13 protein-coding genes and 1 pseudogene are annotated in these 16,480 nt (G+C 48.1%); 12 read left to right on the top strand and 2 right to left on the bottom strand.

Going from position 1 to position 16,480, the window contains the following annotated elements:
* The first annotated feature begins 7 nt into the window (after positions 1-7).
* The 3 genes from GQE98_RS08625 to GQE98_RS08615 all read left to right on the top strand — a co-directional run bounded on the left by GQE98_RS08625 (position 8) and on the right by GQE98_RS08615 (position 3,063).
* Positions 8-781, top strand: a complete 774-nt coding sequence (locus GQE98_RS08625) for an ABC transporter permease (RefSeq protein ID WP_161315254.1) — start codon at positions 8-10, stop codon at positions 779-781.
* A 16-nt stretch (positions 782-797) separates the two neighbouring features.
* Positions 798-1,793, top strand: a complete 996-nt coding sequence (locus tag GQE98_RS08620) for an ABC transporter substrate-binding protein (protein ID WP_161315253.1) — start codon at positions 798-800, stop codon at positions 1,791-1,793.
* 388 nt (positions 1,794-2,181) lie between these two features.
* Entirely contained in the window at positions 2,182-3,063 is an 882-nt protein-coding gene (locus GQE98_RS08615; RefSeq protein ID WP_161315252.1) for a sulfurtransferase, read from the top strand.
* Positions 3,064-3,239: 176 nt separating this feature from the next.
* Here the strand turns inward: GQE98_RS08615 and GQE98_RS08610 are convergent, their stop codons facing one another.
* Positions 3,240-3,530, bottom strand: coding sequence for a Dabb family protein (locus GQE98_RS08610; RefSeq protein WP_161315251.1), 291 nt, complete (start codon positions 3,528-3,530; stop codon positions 3,240-3,242).
* 254 nt (positions 3,531-3,784) lie between these two features.
* Here GQE98_RS08610 and GQE98_RS18530 point away from each other — a divergent pair, with 254 nt between their 5' ends.
* The 9 genes and pseudogenes from GQE98_RS18530 to GQE98_RS18425 form a co-directional block, all read left to right on the top strand.
* Entirely contained in the window at positions 3,785-4,123 is a 339-nt protein-coding gene (locus tag GQE98_RS18530; RefSeq protein ID WP_161315250.1) for a DDE-type integrase/transposase/recombinase, read from the top strand.
* 322 nt (positions 4,124-4,445) lie between these two features.
* Positions 4,446-5,555, top strand: coding sequence for a C4-dicarboxylate TRAP transporter substrate-binding protein (locus GQE98_RS08600; RefSeq protein ID WP_161315249.1), 1,110 nt, complete (start codon positions 4,446-4,448; stop codon positions 5,553-5,555).
* Between the two features lie 504 nt (positions 5,556-6,059).
* Positions 6,060-7,715 carry a flavin-containing monooxygenase gene (locus GQE98_RS08595; protein WP_246157251.1) on the top strand — a complete coding sequence of 552 codons (1,656 nt, stop codon included), beginning with the start codon at positions 6,060-6,062 and terminating at the stop codon, positions 7,713-7,715.
* 120 nt (positions 7,716-7,835) lie between these two features.
* Positions 7,836-8,753, top strand: a complete 918-nt coding sequence (locus GQE98_RS08590; RefSeq protein ID WP_161315248.1) for an alpha/beta hydrolase — start codon at positions 7,836-7,838, stop codon at positions 8,751-8,753.
* A gap of 234 nt (positions 8,754-8,987) precedes the next feature.
* Entirely contained in the window at positions 8,988-9,482 is a 495-nt protein-coding gene (locus GQE98_RS08585; protein WP_161315247.1) for a TRAP transporter small permease, read from the top strand.
* Complete coding sequence (locus GQE98_RS08580; protein WP_161315246.1) at positions 9,479-10,789, top strand: TRAP transporter large permease; 1,311 nt, start codon at positions 9,479-9,481, stop codon at positions 10,787-10,789. Before GQE98_RS08585 ends, GQE98_RS08580 begins: the two co-directional genes overlap by 4 nt.
* 9 nt (positions 10,790-10,798) lie before the next feature.
* A complete protein-coding gene (locus tag GQE98_RS08575) occupies positions 10,799-11,548 on the top strand; it encodes an acetoacetate decarboxylase family protein (RefSeq protein WP_161315245.1) in 750 nt (249 codons plus the stop codon).
* A gap of 494 nt (positions 11,549-12,042) precedes the next feature.
* Positions 12,043-12,696 (top strand): TetR/AcrR family transcriptional regulator, encoded by a 654-nt coding sequence (locus GQE98_RS08570; protein ID WP_161315244.1) that lies wholly within the window; start codon positions 12,043-12,045, stop codon positions 12,694-12,696.
* Between the two features lie 36 nt (positions 12,697-12,732).
* A pseudogene (locus GQE98_RS18425) lies at positions 12,733-12,994 on the top strand (IS6 family transposase); the annotation flags it as partial.
* 362 nt (positions 12,995-13,356) lie between these two features.
* On the opposite strand, the gene GQE98_RS08565 reads toward GQE98_RS18425, so the two are convergent.
* The gene (locus tag GQE98_RS08565; protein WP_161315243.1) at positions 13,357-16,479 is read right to left on the bottom strand and encodes an efflux RND transporter permease subunit; all 3,123 of its coding nucleotides are present in this window, start codon (positions 16,477-16,479) and stop codon (positions 13,357-13,359) included.
* Between the last annotated feature and the right edge of the window lies 1 nt (position 16,480).

Below are 16,480 nucleotides of genomic sequence, written 5' to 3'. Positions count from 1 at the left end.
TGGTTTGATGCAAAAAATACGCAATAACATATATTATTATCTACCAAGCATTATCGCAATCTTGGTACTCATGGTGATCTGGCACTTTTCTGTCATTGTTTTCGACGTTAAAGAATATGTGTTTCCAGCTCCAGACGATACACTGATGACGTTGTTCGACCCAAAGTATCGTTGGATATCCAATACGCTGATAACTTTTTATGCCGTTGCCGGTGCATTCGTAATCTCAACCGTACTGGGTATTGTGTTGGCGATCATCGTTATCTGGCATCCATTGCTGGAACGGACAGTCATGCCGCTGTTGGTTCTATTCAACACCCTTCCAAAAGTTGCATTGGCACCGCTGTTCGTACTTTGGCTTGGCTACGGCGTCGTGCCCAATATGCTCATTGCAGTGACAGTCAGTTTCTTTCCGATGGTGATCAATACCGCAGCAGGGCTGACACAGGTTGATCGCGATTTAATTGACCTTGTCCGCAGTCTAAAAGGTACCAAGCGACAGATTTTCAGCTTGATTAGGTTGCCTAATGCACTGCCCTACATTTTTGCTGGTCTTAAGCTGAACGCAACGCTGTCAGTCATCGGTGCAATCGTAGGCGAGTTTGTTGCCTCTGAAGGCGGATTGGGCGCACTGATCATCATCGGTGGCGTGACCTTGGATACGCCAGCAATTTTCGCATCACTTTGCATTATCTCTGCCATGGGCTTGGCACTTTATGTGCTGGTGGTCATTGCGGAACGGATTTTTGTTCCGTGGGAAACGTCCGAAGTTCAACCCTAACCAGAAGGAAGAAAACATGAGACATTTGTTAAAAAGCGTCTTGGTCGCGGGGGTAATTGCCTTTGCGCCCCCTGCCATCGCGCAGGACCTAAAAGTGGTTACCCTCCAACTGAACTGGTTTCCGCTAGCCGATCACTCGCCTATATATTTTGCGCGTGAGAGAGGTTATTATGCGGAAGAGGGGATCAAGCTCGAAATCGTGCGTGGTCAAGGTTCGGGCGATGCTGCGCAAAAAGTCGATCTCGGTCGCGCTGAGTTCGGGATTGCAGATACACCGACTGTGCTCACAGCGATCAGTAAAGATGCTGACTTAATGGTTGTCGGTATGGTTTACGACAAAGCAGCGAACAATTTATTCTATCGTAAGAGCGATGGAATTGAATCGCCAAAGGATCTCATCGGCAAGAAAATTGCGGCGCCGCCAGGTGATTCACACCGATTCCTTTGGCCATCTTTTGCAAAATTGAATGACGTCAACCCTGACTCCGTGACCCTCGTCAACATCAAGCCTGAAGGTAAACAAGCAATCGTTGCTTCGGGCCAGGTTGCTGGCTCGTTCGACCTCTACACGAACAAATCGGTTTGGGAGAAAGTGCTCGGCAAAGACGATTTGGGGAACATGTTGTTCGCTGACTTCGGAGTTGCGCTTTATGGTCATTCCTACATCACGCACAAGGACATTGTTGCGAATGACCCTAAGTTGGTCGAAGGGTTCTTGCGCGCCACGTACAAGGGATGGGTTGATGCCTATAACGAACGCGAGGCAGCAATCGATGCACTGGCTAAGGATGTCGACGGGATCGATGAAGTGACGTATCTGGCCAACCTGGACCTTATCATGGACCTGGTTATAACTGATCGCTCGCGGGAATATGGCATGGGCTGGATCCTGCCCGACCGAATGGCTGAAACCATCAAACTCACCGCAGCAGGCGGTGCGCTTGGTCGTGAATTGAATGCAGCTGATGTGTTCACCAATGACTACAACAGTAAAGTGAAGGCGCCCGAGTAGCATGTGAAATTATAGGCGCCGCCTTTACTGAGGGGCGCCTATAAATTTAGGGGTATGCTGATCTATTGGTACTGTCAGAGGGAAGCCGGTCTTTGATCGGATCTTTTTAATTCCATAGAACCCTGGAATAAAAAATAATCCATTCCTTTTTGCAAGACATCGCCCGAGATCAACTGCTTTGCCGCGATGATGAATGTCCGATCTACGCTTTCTCTTCAAAATGCCGCACTAACCGAGTGACAGCAACTCAGTGCGGCATAATAGGGGGCCCTATTAGCAAGTTGTGTCAAACAGAGACAAGGTCGCATTAGTCTGCCAGCACCCTTGCGAATGACTGCGCAATCGACCACTATGTGCGACAAATATAACTAGAAAAGGTCTCGATCCAATGAACGAAACACCGTCACAATATTCTGAAGCACTGGTAACATGTGATTGGCTCGAAGCCCATTTGAACGACCCTGATCTGGTTGTTTTCGACTGTACGACCTATCTTGTTCCCACTGAAGGCCCAAACCGGCCTTACGATATCCAAAGCGGCAAAGCAGATTACGACGCAGGTCATATTCCTGGCGCCGGATATTTCGATCTACAAAAACATTTTTCTGTGGCCGACAGTCCTTACCGCTTTACGCTACCGCCGGCCCAGGAGACTGCTGCTGCTTTTGCTCGGCACGGTGTGAGTGATGGCAAGAGAGTTGTTCTCTACAGCCGTAAAAACCTGCAATGGGCGACGCGTTTCTGGTGGATGCTGCGGTGGCTGGGGTTCGACAATGTGGCAATTCTGGATGGCGGCTATGATAAGTGGGTTGCGGATGGACGCATAACCTCAACCAGCCAGTGTAAGTACGAAGCTGGCCAGTTATCCATCAATTTGAGACCTGAGTTATTCGTCGGCAAAGATGTCGTTCAGAGCGCGATCGGTGCGGGGGAGGTCTGCACGATTAACGCTTTGACAGCAGATCTGCACAGGGGTGAGAATCCGCGCTATGGTCGTCCCGGCCGCATTCCAGGCAGCGTTAATGTCCCCGCGACAACATTGTTTAACCCCGAGACAATAGAGTTGCTGCCGATCGACACGGTCGCTCAGGCATTCGCTGGTATCGGAGCCGACCCAACCAAGCGTATCATCGTCTATTGTGGTGGAGGGATAGCGGCAACTCTAGATGCCTTCTTGTTACACGAGCTCGGTTATCGTGATATTGCTGTTTACGACAATTCTATGAGCGAGTGGGCGAACAACGTTTCTTTACCAATCGAAACTGGCTGATCGGTAAAGGCTGTCAGTAGAAAATAGCGGGTCGCCCAATCTGTCGTTTCTTAAACTCCTTCGAGATAAATTCATGACTCAGAGACAAGCCGCACTAGTCTAGCAGCGCCAATTTCAGTGATAATCTTCGTAAAGCAATAAATCTGATGTTGTTAATTGATAGCGTAAAATCAAAGCTAGTCATCAGCATCGAAGTCCACAACAAAACGAAGCTTCCTTAAGGGACGAACAGTGTCCGTTCCGGCCTTGTAAATAGGATGCCTTTTATACTCTTCCAGGGCTTCAACTGATTCAAACTCAACGTATAGAACAATATCAATGTCATCTGACAAGCCATCGCGCTTACTATTTTCAGAAACTTCTATTTTAGAGACTGATGGTATATCGCGATATTTCGAAAACGCTTCCTTAATAACCGGAATATTTTCGGGGTGCTTTGCACTAAAAAAAACAATATGCTTAATCATTAACTTATCCTTCAGCCAACTAAGCGCAATTATAAGGTCCGTTTTTTTGGGAAAGGTAATTTCCTTAAATTTACTGATCTGGCGCGTTTGAATTGCGCTGATCGGACAAGGGTTTAAGTCATGTAAATTCTTACGTCCTTTTTTGATAACAACTCAATTGGCGGCCTCCAGAATGCCAAGACTTTTTGGGTGCCGCCTAACGGCTCATACACCCCCTTGGCCATAACTGGGAATATGGGCGAGAGCAAACTACAATGGTGAATGTAGAGGATTCAAGCTTAAAGGGGGTCAATACGCTCGCAATTTCCCAAATTCCTGTTGGGCAATGTGATGCTGTGCCACATCGATACAGCTTTGCTTCCAAGCGGCGAGATCATATTGCAGGTTTAAAATTCCTCAAGAAACCAATAAATCACGATGGTCAACCCAATGTGACTGTAATGGTCAGATTACGTTCCTACCATGCAGCGATGAAGAACATAGGAAGTGCCGAGGTGCAAGACGTTGGCCGATGGTTGAATAATCGCTGTGAAAACCCACACCTATCATTTCGAAGAAGAGAGCTGGCGAGGCTGTATTTCAGGCGCCTGTGAATTTTGTATCAAATTATCTTTGCTCACGCCTCAATCCAAAACCACTTCAACCGTGAGCGCCACTTAAACAGCCGAGAAATTTCCAAGCTTCAGACGAATGCCGACTGACCGAGTGGCAGTAACTTAACACGGCAAAATAGAGACGCGTTTGTACCATTCTACGCCAAACAGAGAGAAAGTAACGGTAGTCTGGCAACACCTCTGATAGCACGGCTCCCTGTGTGGAATTTTAATGTGCCGGATTGACAGGTGTTTTTAACAGTGCCATAAAAAGTAAAAATAAAATCAAACGTTCGATAGAAATATTTCCGGGGAGAAAAAAATGAAATCCATATTCAAGGCCACGATGGCCGCATTATCGTTGTTACTTGTTGGTACGCAGGTGGCCACGGCGGACGTTAAGTTGGTGTATTCGAGTTGGTTTCCAGGGCAAAGCAAGCACCACACGGAGGTTCTAAAGCCGTTCTTTGACCGGATTGCAGCCGAGAGTGAGGGGGCGATAAGCTACGAACTCTTTACCGATGGTACGATTGCGGGAGGGCGAGCTACGCTTCAGGCAATACGTGATGGCGTTGTTGATATGGGCTTGATTGCTAACCTCTATCATCCTGCTGAACTCAAAAATAGTGCACTTTTGTCTGAGTTGGCCACATTCATGATCGATGATGCGATGGTGGGTACTGCGGCATATAATGAGTTTATACTCCTCGACTGTCCAACTTGCGTGCAGGACTATGTTGACCAGAATATTGTGCCGATAGGATTTTTCTCAAATCCACCCTATTTGCTGCTGTGCAATAAGCCGGTCGCTTCGCATGCCGATCTGAGTGGTCTGCGCGTTCGCGCAGTGGGCGCTTGGGCTTCGCTCATTGATGCTGCCGGTGGTTCGTCAGTAAACATGACTACTCAGGAAAGCTATGAAGCGTTGGAGCGCGGTCAGATCGATTGCACAATTGGATCAGCTGATTGGTTGGTTCAGAGTTCGCTTTTCGATGTGGTGACGCATGTGAATACTATGTCGCTTGGCACGTATACTGGTGGGCTCATTATAGACATGAACGCCGAAACCTGGTCTGAGCTTGATGAGGGGCAGCGCGAGATCGTTCTTCGTAACGCTTCGTTGGCCGTAGTAGATTTCTCACTTGTATATATCGAAGAGAGTAAAGCAACCTTGTCTCTTGCAGATGAGAAAAATGTCGCGTTGCTAAGTCCCGAAGAAGATCTAGTCGCCTTTTACGCGGAACGTCGTGAAAAAGAAATTAATCGCGTTATTGCGCTTGCGTCAGACCGAGGGATTGAAGGGGCTGAGGCAATGTTAGATCGGTTTAGTGAGCTTGTTGTGAAGTGGCAAGGCATTGTCGAAGAAGTTGGTCATGACCGTGATGCGCTTGCGGCGCGCCTCTATGACGAGGTCTACTCTAAGCTGAACTGATTGAAGGGCCTATGCTTAACGGCCAGTACCGCAACGCTGTGCTGGCCCATTGCATAGACATCAGTCTGAGGTAGATGGGTGAGGAGCCTATAGGCTTTGAAAGCTTCTGAACCTCGACTGAACGATGTTCGGCTCTATGAAGAGGTCGGTTCCCGCGAGATGCTTAAGAAAGAAGTCTTATTGCACTTGCTTACGCTCCACACCGCTCTGCTGACCTGTTCATGATTAGAGATTGTTATGATGTTTTTCCAAATTGACAGCATGCTGTTGGGCTAGTGGGGTGAGGTGGTCGTGAGGGTCATGAATATGTCGTGCAAGTTTCTGAAGTTGATCCAGTGACGTTGATCATGACCGGAATCCCAATCTGGTGAAATCCGCGGCTGAGATCGAAGTTTATTTGGGCTGGGTGTTGTAGGCTCCAGCTCCGTCTAAAGCCATTGTGCGATTTTCTTCAACATGATGTGAATTTACCAAATGTGAAGAACAATCGAGGGTGAATGTAAAATGGAAATGAAAATGTCGAAGCCAATTTGCGTTAATGAAGAATACAAGGATGCCGTCGTAGTAGGTGCAGGTTTTGCGGGTATGTACATGCTGTATCAACTCGGACAGCTAGGAATGTCTGCTGTGGGCCTGGAGGCGGGAGATGGCGTTGGTGGGGTTTGGTATTGGAACCGCTATCCTGGCGCTCGTTGTGACATAGAAAGCATGCAGTATTCATATTCTTTTTCGCGGGAGCTTGAGGATGAGTGGGACTGGTCTGAGCGATTTGCGGGACAACAGGAAATTCTAAGCTATGCGCAGCACGTGGCAGAACGCTTTGGCCTTATTGAAAAAATCAACTTCAATGCTCGGGTGACAAAGGCTGAGTTTGATGAAACTACTTCTACATGGGTCGTAATAGTTAATGGCGATAGAGCCATTCGGGCAAAGTTTCTTCTGTTAGCCACGGGGTCCCTTTCGGCGAGCAGTATGCCTGATATCAAAGGCATTGACACATTTAGGGGGCAGTCATTCCATACAGGAAAATGGCCGCATGAGCCCGTCAGTTTTGAAGGTAAAAAGGTTGCTATTATTGGTACCGGATCTTCAGCCATCCAATGCATACCAAAGATAGCCCAAGAAGCTGAAGAATTGCTGGTGTTTCAAAGAACCCCCAACTTTAGTGTTCCTTTACATAATCGACCGCTATCGGAATCAGATTACAAATATTGGCGTTCCAATTATCAAGAACTAAGACACCAGATGCGATATGCGCGTGGTGGTTTTGTTGTCGATAAAGGCATGCCTTCGGCACTCGAGGTATCCCCTGAAGAGCGCGATCGTGAGTATACTAAGCGTTGGAACAACGGCGGACTAGGCTTCACTGCCGCATTTGAAGACCTGCTTTTTAGTAAGGAGGCCAACAACACAGCCGCTGAATTTCTTCGTCGGCGTATCGCTAATATTATTCAAGACAAAAAGATTGCTGAGGTTTTAACACCGTCTGGTTATCCAGTGGGCGCCAAGAGGATTTGTTGTGACACATCCTATTTTGAAACCTTTAACAAAAATAATGTGAGGGTGATCGATGTAAATAAAGCATCAATCAAGGAAATCACCGAACGAGGTATTTCGACGTCCGAAGAGATGCATGAGGTCGACAGTATCATTTTCGCAACGGGGTATGATGCGCTAACCGGCGCAATAACGCGTATTGATATTCGCGGTCGGGGAGGGCAGCTCCTATCGGACAAGTGGAGCGCAGGTCCGCGAACCTATCTTGGGCTGCTGACTGCCAATTTTCCAAACATGTTCATGATCACTGGACCTGGAAGTCCGTCGGTTTTGGCTAATATGATTATGGCGATCGAGCAACATGTAGATTGGATCCACGATTGCCTAGCATTCATGGATTCGAACGGAATGGATGAAATTGAACCAGAGGTTAGCGCCGAAGAAGACTGGGTTAATCACGTGAATGAACTCGCCCAAAAATCTCTCTACTATAACGCAAACTCTTGGTATCTCGGGGCAAATGTGCCGGGTAAAACTAGAGTGTTTATGCCCTATATCGGAGGACTCGGAAATTACCGGTCAATATGCGATGAGATTAGCGAAGAGGGATATCGTGGGTTCTCCTTCAAAAGTTCATCGACCACCAAAGTTGTTGAGAAATAACCGTATAGCTATGGTTTGAGCTAGGTAAAGGTGGAGGGCCGCCGTGTTAATTTTGATTGGCGCAAAAACCTGAGAGTATCCTATGGCGGATGTACCAGTTCTAAAGTTAGGGAGCTTGCAATGGCACTTGATAATATAATACGCAAGATGATTGAAGACGCTTCGGCAAGTTCACGACCGGGCTTTTCGCATGGTTCGCCGCAGGACGCTCGGAACACACTAACTGCGGGTAGGTCTGTTTTGGGGCGCGGTCCCGAGATAAGAGAAGTAAGGGATCTCAGGATACCTACTCGCTCAGGCAATATTCAGGCAAGAAATTATGTTCCATCGGCTAAACCTTTGGGGCAGTTGGTCTACTTTCATGGTGGAGGCTGGGTTCTTGGTGGTCTGGATGATTTTGACCACTTCGCAAGGGCGTTAGCTGCACGTTCTAATGTTGCGGTCTTGATGGTCGACTATCGACTTGCGCCCGAAGCCCCGTTCCCCAATGCCGTTGAAGACTGCATTGATGCCTTGAGTTGGGTGTTTGAGAGGACAACGGATTTGTCTTCTATGGCTGGGACTCTTCCGGTTTTAGTTGGGGGGGATAGTGCCGGTGGTAATCTTGCGATCGTCGCCAATCTTGAAACAAACTTTGAGGTAACTGGCCAACTGCTACTTTACCCCGTGGTAGACTGCAATTTCGAGACATGGTCATATATTGAATATGGCAACGGTTTACCTCTGACCAAGCGCGACATGGAGTGGTTTTTTGAACACTATGCGCCAAGAGACCAGTGGAGCGACCCGAGAATTTCTCCTGTGCATCACAATAACCTAAATAGAAGTCCGCGCAGTGTGGTTTTTGCTGCGGAGTATGATGTGCTGCGGGACGATAGTGTGAATTATGTCAAGTCACTTGAGGCTTTAGGTGTCAATGTTGTTTTGCATGAAATAAAAGGTTTGCCGCATGGGTTTGTGAGGCTATTCAACTTGGTTCCCGCTTGCGATGCTGCCTTGGATCTGATTGCTGTCGAGCTTAAAAAACTGCTTGATTGATACAATCATGTTGGCCGTCGCGGTTCTGATATTTAATTTCAAACAATCGATTGTTAGTTATTTATGGCTGTGTTAGTTTTTGCGCTAGTAGCTGCTGGACGAGGGCGATTTTCTAAGCGGTTGTTAGCTCGAGGAGTGGAGGGGGAGAGTGTCGAAGGTTGATCTCAACATACGCATGAAGTCGTTCCGTGCGGGCTTTAATGCGCGCCATTTTGGCTTGGAGGTGTATCAGCGATGAAAATGCTTCGACATTTTTTGCGATGCGGGCTGGGTATTTTTGGTGGTGTCGCGCTTGTGGTGATGATGTTGCATATAACCGCGGAGGTTCTACTTCGGTCGTTCGCCAATGTGACAATTCCGGGCACTATCGAGCTGGTGTCTGTGTATTATATGGTGTTTGTCGTCTTTTTTGGGATTGCACTTGTCCAGCTCGATAATGATCAGCTTTTTGTAGAAATATTTATGCAATGGGCTCCTAAAAAAACGCTCCGCTTGGTAGATGGTTTCGGTGCAATTCTAACTGCTGCCTATGCCGGTATTCTGGGATATGGCGCTTGGCTTGAAGCTAGATCGTCTACCAAATTTGGCGAAATGATTCCGGTCCGAGGTTACGATTTGATCACTTGGCCGAGTCGTTGGGTTGTGGCGTTTGCCTTTAGTGCAATGGTGTTGTTCGCACTCTTTCATGCGATTGCCTTGTTCCGCAGTAAAAATGGAATTGATGTATGACTTCGCTTGAAATTGGGCTGGCAGGGATTGGTGTGTTGTTTCTCCTGCTCGCATTGCGCGTGCCAATCGGAGTGGTGCTAGGCGTTGTTTCTTTAGGTGGAATCTACTTGTTGCTGGGTGAACGGGCAACAATAGGTGTTGCTCGATCAATGGCCTACGAGTTTGTTGCGAAATGGGAGCTTTCCGCTATTCCATTATTCCTGCTGATGGGATCAATCGCTTTTCACAGTGGATTGACACACGGTCTGTTCGAGTGCGCGCGTCTTTGGTTGAGTCGGCTTCCGGGCGGGCTTGCTGTGGCGACAAACTATGCAGCGGCAGGGTTTTCAGCAGCAACAGGATCAAGTCTTGCAACATCCGCCGCTATGGCACGTCTTGCGGTTCCGGAAATGCTGCGTCGTGGGTATGATCCAACGCTCGCGACGTCCGTAGTTGCCGCATCAGGCACGATTGGTTCTATGATCCCGCCGAGCATTCCGTTTGTACTTTTTGGCATGTTTGCAGGCGTATCAATCAGCAAATTGCTCTTGGCTGGTATTTTGCCAGGTATTCTCACAGCTTTTGTCTACGGCATGATGATCATTTTTCGTTGTTGGATGAAGCCTAGTCTGGCGCCGGCAAGCAAAGAAGATATTTCTTGGCGTATGCGACTACGCGCTCTTCGGGAAATTGCTCCATTACCATTGCTGATTTTTGCAGTTATGGGGAGCATGTACTCCGGGCTTGCCACGGCAACTGAAGCTGCTGGTTTTGGTGCCTTCGCTTCAATCATCATCGCTATGTATATGAAGACCATGACGCGTGAAGTTTTGTATAAAAGTATTTTTGAGACTTTAGCGAGCACAGGAACTATTTTTTTTATAGGAATTGGTGCGGCATTGTTCTCTCGATTTTTAGCTTTTGCCGGCCTCCCACAACTCATAGGGTCGATGGCGGAGGAATTTACCTACGATCCAATGCTTTTGCTCATGATCGTGCCTTTAGTGTATTTACTCCTGGGTATGTTCCTTGATCCAATGGGCTTATTGCTTCTTACGATTCCGATCTTTTTACCATTTTTTCAGGCGGCGGGCTTTGATCTAATTTGGATGGGGGTTTTGGTCGTAAAGTTCATTGAGATCAGTCTGATCACACCTCCGGTGGGGTTGTCTGCCTTCGTTGTTAGGGGCGTGGTCGGTGATACGGTGCCGTTAGGAAAAATATTTCGTGGGCTGACTTGGTTTCTGTTAGCGGAAGTGATCATTGTGGCGCTATTGATCACATTTCCTGAGATCAGCTTGGTTATTCCAAATGCTATGGATGAATAGGAGATAAGAATGTCGTTTAGTCCAATAAAATCGCCCAATTATCCTGCACCCCCTTGGACCTATACTGGGGCACAGGTGCTCAATCTTGCTTGCCTCGCTGCCAATCCAGATGCGCTCGAGCAATGGATTCCTGAGGGCCTTAATCATCGCGGCAAGCCTGGTGAGTTTGCTGTGTGGTTTGCAAACGTACCAAATATCCCAGAAATCGGAGCCGAGTATAGTTCCAACGAATGTGGAATAGTTATCCCCGTTATATCGGACGATGGTATTGAGGGATCAACATTCGCGATCATGCTTGTTGATAACGATGTTGCGTTGGCGGGGGGGCGAGAGATTTGGGGGTATCCTAAAAAACTCGCAAACGTAGAGATCCGAAATCAACCCGACAACGGGATTGAAGCTGAAGCAAGGCACATGCCCTATCGTGACGGCGTTGGTCGTCGTATTATCAAAGTTCAAGCGCGTTTTGATACTAAACCTGCGGAAGATCCACGCCCTTTTGTTAACTCGCTTGAGCCAAGATTGTTGCTACGAACCGTTCCCAGCGCATATGAAGCTCGTCCCGAAATTTCTGAATTTTTAATGGTGGCGCATCAAGATGCAGTGCTTAGTCAAGAAAATCTTGGGGTTGGTGAGGTATTGATTGATCGGAGTGAAGAAGGTTTTGATCAATTTGGCCCTATCACGTGCACGGGCGCTTTGTTGCGTAAAGTGACTTTCACCTTGCCTTACGCAAAGCGCATACCGCAAGTTTCATAATTTAATATCGATGGAAATCGATTTCTGGAACATTTGCCATTCGTTATTCCTGCCGACTTTCTAACTGTAGACAAATCAGAATAAAGTGCTTTCTACCACGTTGTATTGTGGTGAGATTTATCAATCGGTATCAACCTGTGCATCGATACGAATAGAGAAGCGATTCAAAGGCGGAAACAAACTTGAACCGTTTTCTTTCATATTGTCTTAGTTAAAGAGGCAGTAAATCCGATGTATATATTAGATTTGTGTTTTTTTGGGGCTGGCGTAGAATGATTGTGTGCTTAGAACAGTACTGGCGAGCTATAATCTTAACCTGACGAATGTATTAACAACGTTAAAATGTTGATGAAAACCTATTTTCGTTAAGCATGAAATAATCGCCAGCTGTCGACATTTGTTGCTTAAAGTAAGATTTAAATCACTTGATTGAATATTTGTGGACGGTTTTAGCGCCCAGTTTTCTATTATGTCTATAGAGAAAGGTATTTACATTGGCCAATGATACAACGGAGCGCCGAGTAGGTCGACCGAGTCGCCGCGAGATGCTAACTGGGGTTGATCTTGCTACTGAAGGCGTTGACCGTTTTCAGCTAATAGTAAACACGTCAGCCAAGCTTTTCAGCGAAAAGGGCTTTGATCGTACTTCAATCCGAGATATTGCTTCGGCTGCGGGGTTATTGCCGGGCTCGTTGTATTACTACTTTAAGTCTAAGGAGGAGATATTTTTAGAAGTCCACAGTCAGGGTATGAAAATCTTATCGGATGCAGCTCGTGAAGCTATTGCTCCACATAAGGACCCTTGGTGTAAGCTCGAAGCATTGGCTGTTGCTCACTCTCAGGTTTTGTTAGACGATAGTGGTTTCATGTTCATGGTTGCAGCGCGTTTTCCAGAATGCATAGCTGAACAGAATCAAATTCTGATGAAACAACGGGATGAATACGAAGCTATCATTGCTGAGGTAATAGGTGAGCTCGATCTTGCCGCAGATATAGACAGCGATGTATTTCGACTTCAGTTTTTAGGCGCTCTAAATTGGGCGCAGACTTGGTATCGTAAAGATCGAGGTATGGCTCCGAAAGATATCGGTAAGCATCTTGTGAAGATATTATGCAGTGCTCACAATGGTACTGTCAGAGAAAAATAGGTTGTTGTCGTATTGGCCATTTTCTGCTCTCTCTAAATGACAAAGCATAATCCATCCAGGTATTTCAATACATAACATGAAGTCATCCGCCTTTCAGTGATAGTGTATATCAGGGTTCCCCTGACACTTCGCAATTTTGAAGATCTTCTTCATGAATGGGGCCTCAACATTTGTCATGCAACGGTTCGCTAGTGAAATCCGCAAGAAGCGGATCCGTCTGGCTCAAAATTATTCAAGTTGGAAATGACATCTTGATGAGGCCTTTGTGAAGATCAATGGCGAAACACATTATTTGTAGTAAGCCGTCGATTGCGTGGGTGAAGTCCTGGAAACTTTCGTTTCCAACCGACGCCGCCGCATTGACCCTTCCGGTGTAACCGCCTCTACAAGCAGGCTGATAATTCCGCGCGAAACTTCTGCGGTGGAAAGAAGCACGCGCCCATAGGCTAAAAGTTCGGCGTCTAACCTTTCAATTCAGGTCACAAAAGCAGAAGGGAGTATCCGTTCCCAGATTGCCAGTTCCTCGCGGAGTTAGCTATGGATTTCGTTTGGAGTGCACCCGTCATGTCCGGAGAAGCCATGAGAAGTACTAGCAAAGCGGTTGCGAGGGTGCATTCGTCTTGCCACATTTCTGGCGGCACGCCCGCTAATTTCCCATATTCACTCCGCCGCGACTGTGCTGTTTTTGGAGCGTCGTTGGCCAAGCATCTCACTGCCACGTATAACCGCAATATAAAGAACCGGGACCATGATAAGCCCAAAGAGAGCCGAGAAGAGGATCCCACCAAGCAAGCCGATACCGACCGAATTCTGTGCATTGGCACCAGCCCCACTGGCAACGGCCAAGGGCAGGACACCGAAGCCAAAGGCAAAGGTGGTCATCATGATCGGCCGAAGGCGCTGTCGTGAGGCAAGCAGGACCGCATCGCGCATTTTTTCACCTTGAGCGCGAAGTGTTTGCGCGAACTCCACGATCAGAATTGCGTTACGGGCCGCCAAACCGATGGTCGTTAGCAAGCCCACCTTGAAATAAACGTCATTTGATTGACCGAATATTTTGGCAGCGATCAGCGCACCCAGAATACTGACCGGGACCGCCAGCATCACAGAGAGCGGAATGGTCCAGCTTTCATAGAGAGCAGCAAGACACAGGAAGACGACAAGTGCAGAAAGAATGTAAAGCATTGGTTCCTGATTACCCGCCTGACGTTCTTGATAGGATAACCCGGTCCAGGCGGCGTTATATCCTTGTTGTATGTCCTCTACGATTGTCTGCATCGCGTCCATTGTATCGCCTGAACTCATCCCTTCAGCAGCGGCACCTTCAAGCGAGATCGCGTCGACACCGTTATACCGGTCGATAGTGGTCGCTACACGGCCCCACTCCTGCTTGGAGAAGGCTGCAAGCGGGACCATCTCGCTATTGCTGTTCCTTACATACCAGCTGTTGATATCGGAGGGTTGCATACGGAAAGACGCATCACCCTGGACCCTGACATCCCGCAATCTGCCGTTCAATGTGAAATCATTGACATAACTGCCCGCAAAGACTGTCGACAGGTTGGTGTTGATCTCTGAAATGGAAAGTCCAAATGCCTGCGCTTTTTGCTGGTCAATGTTGATGGTCAGGGAGGTTTCCGTCGTGGCATTCGCGCCGCGAATACTGGCGGCCTTGCCTTCCTGCTGAGCTGTGCGGGTGACATCAATGGCTGTTTGGGTCAGAGCGTCCATGCCAGTGTTCGCATCATCGACCAAATACATTGTAAAGCCGTTTGTCGTGCCGAGCCCGCGAATTGCCGGTGGTTGAAGAAACAGAACCTGTCCGAAGCGTCCATTCGAGAAGTGCTGATTGGCTTTCATCGCCAGATTTGCCGCGGACATCCCGTTTCGTTCGTCGAGGCTCTTCAGCCTGACAAACATCATGCCCATGTTCTGTCCGGACCCGTTGAAGTTGCGTCCTTTTACAGAATATGTCGACCGAACATACTCCGCGTATTCCTGCCGCATATATTCGTCCATTGCCTCTAAGGTTTTGGCCACTTGCGGCTGGGTCGCATTCTGCGGCAGGGTGACTGTCGCCAGAAGCACATTTTGGTCTTCTGTTGGAACGAAGCTCGTTGGTAATTCTTCATAGATCATCGAGATGCCAAATCCGATCGCCAGGACCAGCAGGATCATTCTGAAGGGTCGTTTTACAAAACGGCCGACGGTTGCCATGTAGCCGTTGTTCAGCCCATCGAAATATTGATTGAATTTTCTAGCCGGCCAGAATTTTTTGCGGCCATTCCCAGGTTTTAGCAACTGGGCGCACATGGCGGGGGTCAAGACCAATGCCACGAGAAGCGAAAGCAGCATAGCTGCAATAATAGTTATGGAGAACTGTCGGTAAATAACGCCAGTCGAGCCACTCATAAAGGCCATGGGGAGGAAAACTGACGAGAGGACAACAACGATACCAACCAATGCGCCCGAGATTTCACGCATGCTTTTCTCGGTTGCCTCGACCGGGCCGATCCCTTCTTCCTCCATCACGCGTTCCACATTTTCCACAACGACAATGGCGTCGTCGACAAGTAACCCGATTGCCAAAACGAGGGCGAACATGGTCAATGTGTTGATCGACATGCCAAACATTTCCAGCACCCCGAAAGTGCCCAGCAGCACTACGGGAACCGCGATAGTCGGGATGATTGTTGCCCGCCAGCTTTGCAGGAAGACAAGGATCACCAGAAAGACCAGTAAAACGGCTTCACCGAGCGTGTGGTATACCTGATTGATCGACTCCTGGACGAATGGTGCCGTATCATAGGGATAGACGACTTCTACCCCTTGCGGCAATGAGCTCTGAAGCTTGTCCATGGCCTCATGCACGCGGGCAGAAGTTGCAACTGCATTCGCGCCAGTAGCAAGATTGACGCCGAAGCCAGAGGAGGCTTTGTCATTATATTGCGAACTGACACTATAACTCTCACTTCCAATCTCGATGGAGGCGACATCTCCCAAAAACACGGAAGAGCCATCCTCATTGGTTTTAAGCAGGATGCTTTTAAACTGATCAACGTTCGACAGTTGTGATTGCGCCTGCAGGGAGATGGTTATCTGCTGGCCGCGTTGTTGTGGCAGCGCCCCTAAAGAACCAACCGTTACATTTGTATTCTGTTCGGAGACAGCGCTGGTGACATCCTTGGGCGTCAGTTGATACTGATAAAGCTTGTCCGGATTAAGCCAGATCCGCATGGCGTATTCTGATCCGAAAACATTGATCGAGCCGACTCCTTCCAATCGCTGAACCGTATCTTTCATGCGGCTTGAGAACAGATCGCCCAGCTCGACCGAGGTATAGCTGCCATCGGTGGAAACCAGTGCGCCAACCATAAGGATTGAGCTATCAGATTTGGTAACGGATACCCCTCGTTGTGTGACGACGGTAGGCAGCGATGCCTCGACCAGCTTCAGTTTGTTCTGCACCTCGACTTGGGCGATATCTGAATCACGGCTGCTGTCAAAGATAAGGGAAATCTCAGAATTTCCCTCGGTCGAACTTGACGTCATGTAGAGAAGTCCGTCCAGGCCGGTCATGCCATCTTCGATGATAGTCGTTACCGAATTTGCCACAATTTGCGCGGAGGCGCCCGTATAAGTCGCCTGAATTCGAATGGTTGTCGGGGCGACAGTGGGATACTGCGAAACTGGCAGAGACTGGACACTGAACACGCCGACAAGCATGATCACAATTGCAATCACCCAGGCAAACACCGGGCGGTGAATAAAAAACTGGGCCATC

This window comes from Sneathiella litorea (assembly GCF_009882915.1).
In the GTDB taxonomy this organism is placed as follows: domain Bacteria; phylum Pseudomonadota; class Alphaproteobacteria; order Sneathiellales; family Sneathiellaceae; genus Sneathiella; species Sneathiella litorea.
This window is presented reverse-complemented; position numbering and strand designations above follow the sequence as displayed.

Bases quoted from the DNA above. Each gene is read 5' to 3' on its own strand.
- GQE98_RS08565 (WP_161315243.1), bottom strand. From the start codon at position 16,479: ATGGCCCAGTTTTTTATTCACCGCCCGGTGTTTGCCTGGGTGATTGCA.
- GQE98_RS08585 (WP_161315247.1), top strand. From the start codon at position 8,988: ATGAAAATGCTTCGACATTTTTTGCGATGCGGGCTGGGTATTTTTGGT.
- GQE98_RS08580 (WP_161315246.1), top strand. From the start codon at position 9,479: ATGACTTCGCTTGAAATTGGGCTGGCAGGGATTGGTGTGTTGTTTCTC.
- GQE98_RS08610 (WP_161315251.1), bottom strand. From the start codon at position 3,530: ATGATTAAGCATATTGTTTTTTTTAGTGCAAAGCACCCCGAAAATATT.
- GQE98_RS08600 (WP_161315249.1), top strand. From the start codon at position 4,446: ATGAAATCCATATTCAAGGCCACGATGGCCGCATTATCGTTGTTACTT.
- GQE98_RS08595 (WP_246157251.1), top strand. From the start codon at position 6,060: ATGGAAATGAAAATGTCGAAGCCAATTTGCGTTAATGAAGAATACAAG.
- GQE98_RS08615 (WP_161315252.1), top strand. From the start codon at position 2,182: ATGAACGAAACACCGTCACAATATTCTGAAGCACTGGTAACATGTGAT.
- GQE98_RS08590 (WP_161315248.1), top strand. From the start codon at position 7,836: ATGGCACTTGATAATATAATACGCAAGATGATTGAAGACGCTTCGGCA.
- GQE98_RS08620 (WP_161315253.1), top strand. From the start codon at position 798: ATGAGACATTTGTTAAAAAGCGTCTTGGTCGCGGGGGTAATTGCCTTT.
- GQE98_RS08575 (WP_161315245.1), top strand. From the start codon at position 10,799: ATGTCGTTTAGTCCAATAAAATCGCCCAATTATCCTGCACCCCCTTGG.
- GQE98_RS18530 (WP_161315250.1), top strand. From the start codon at position 3,785: ATGGTGAATGTAGAGGATTCAAGCTTAAAGGGGGTCAATACGCTCGCA.
- GQE98_RS08625 (WP_161315254.1), top strand. From the start codon at position 8: ATGCAAAAAATACGCAATAACATATATTATTATCTACCAAGCATTATC.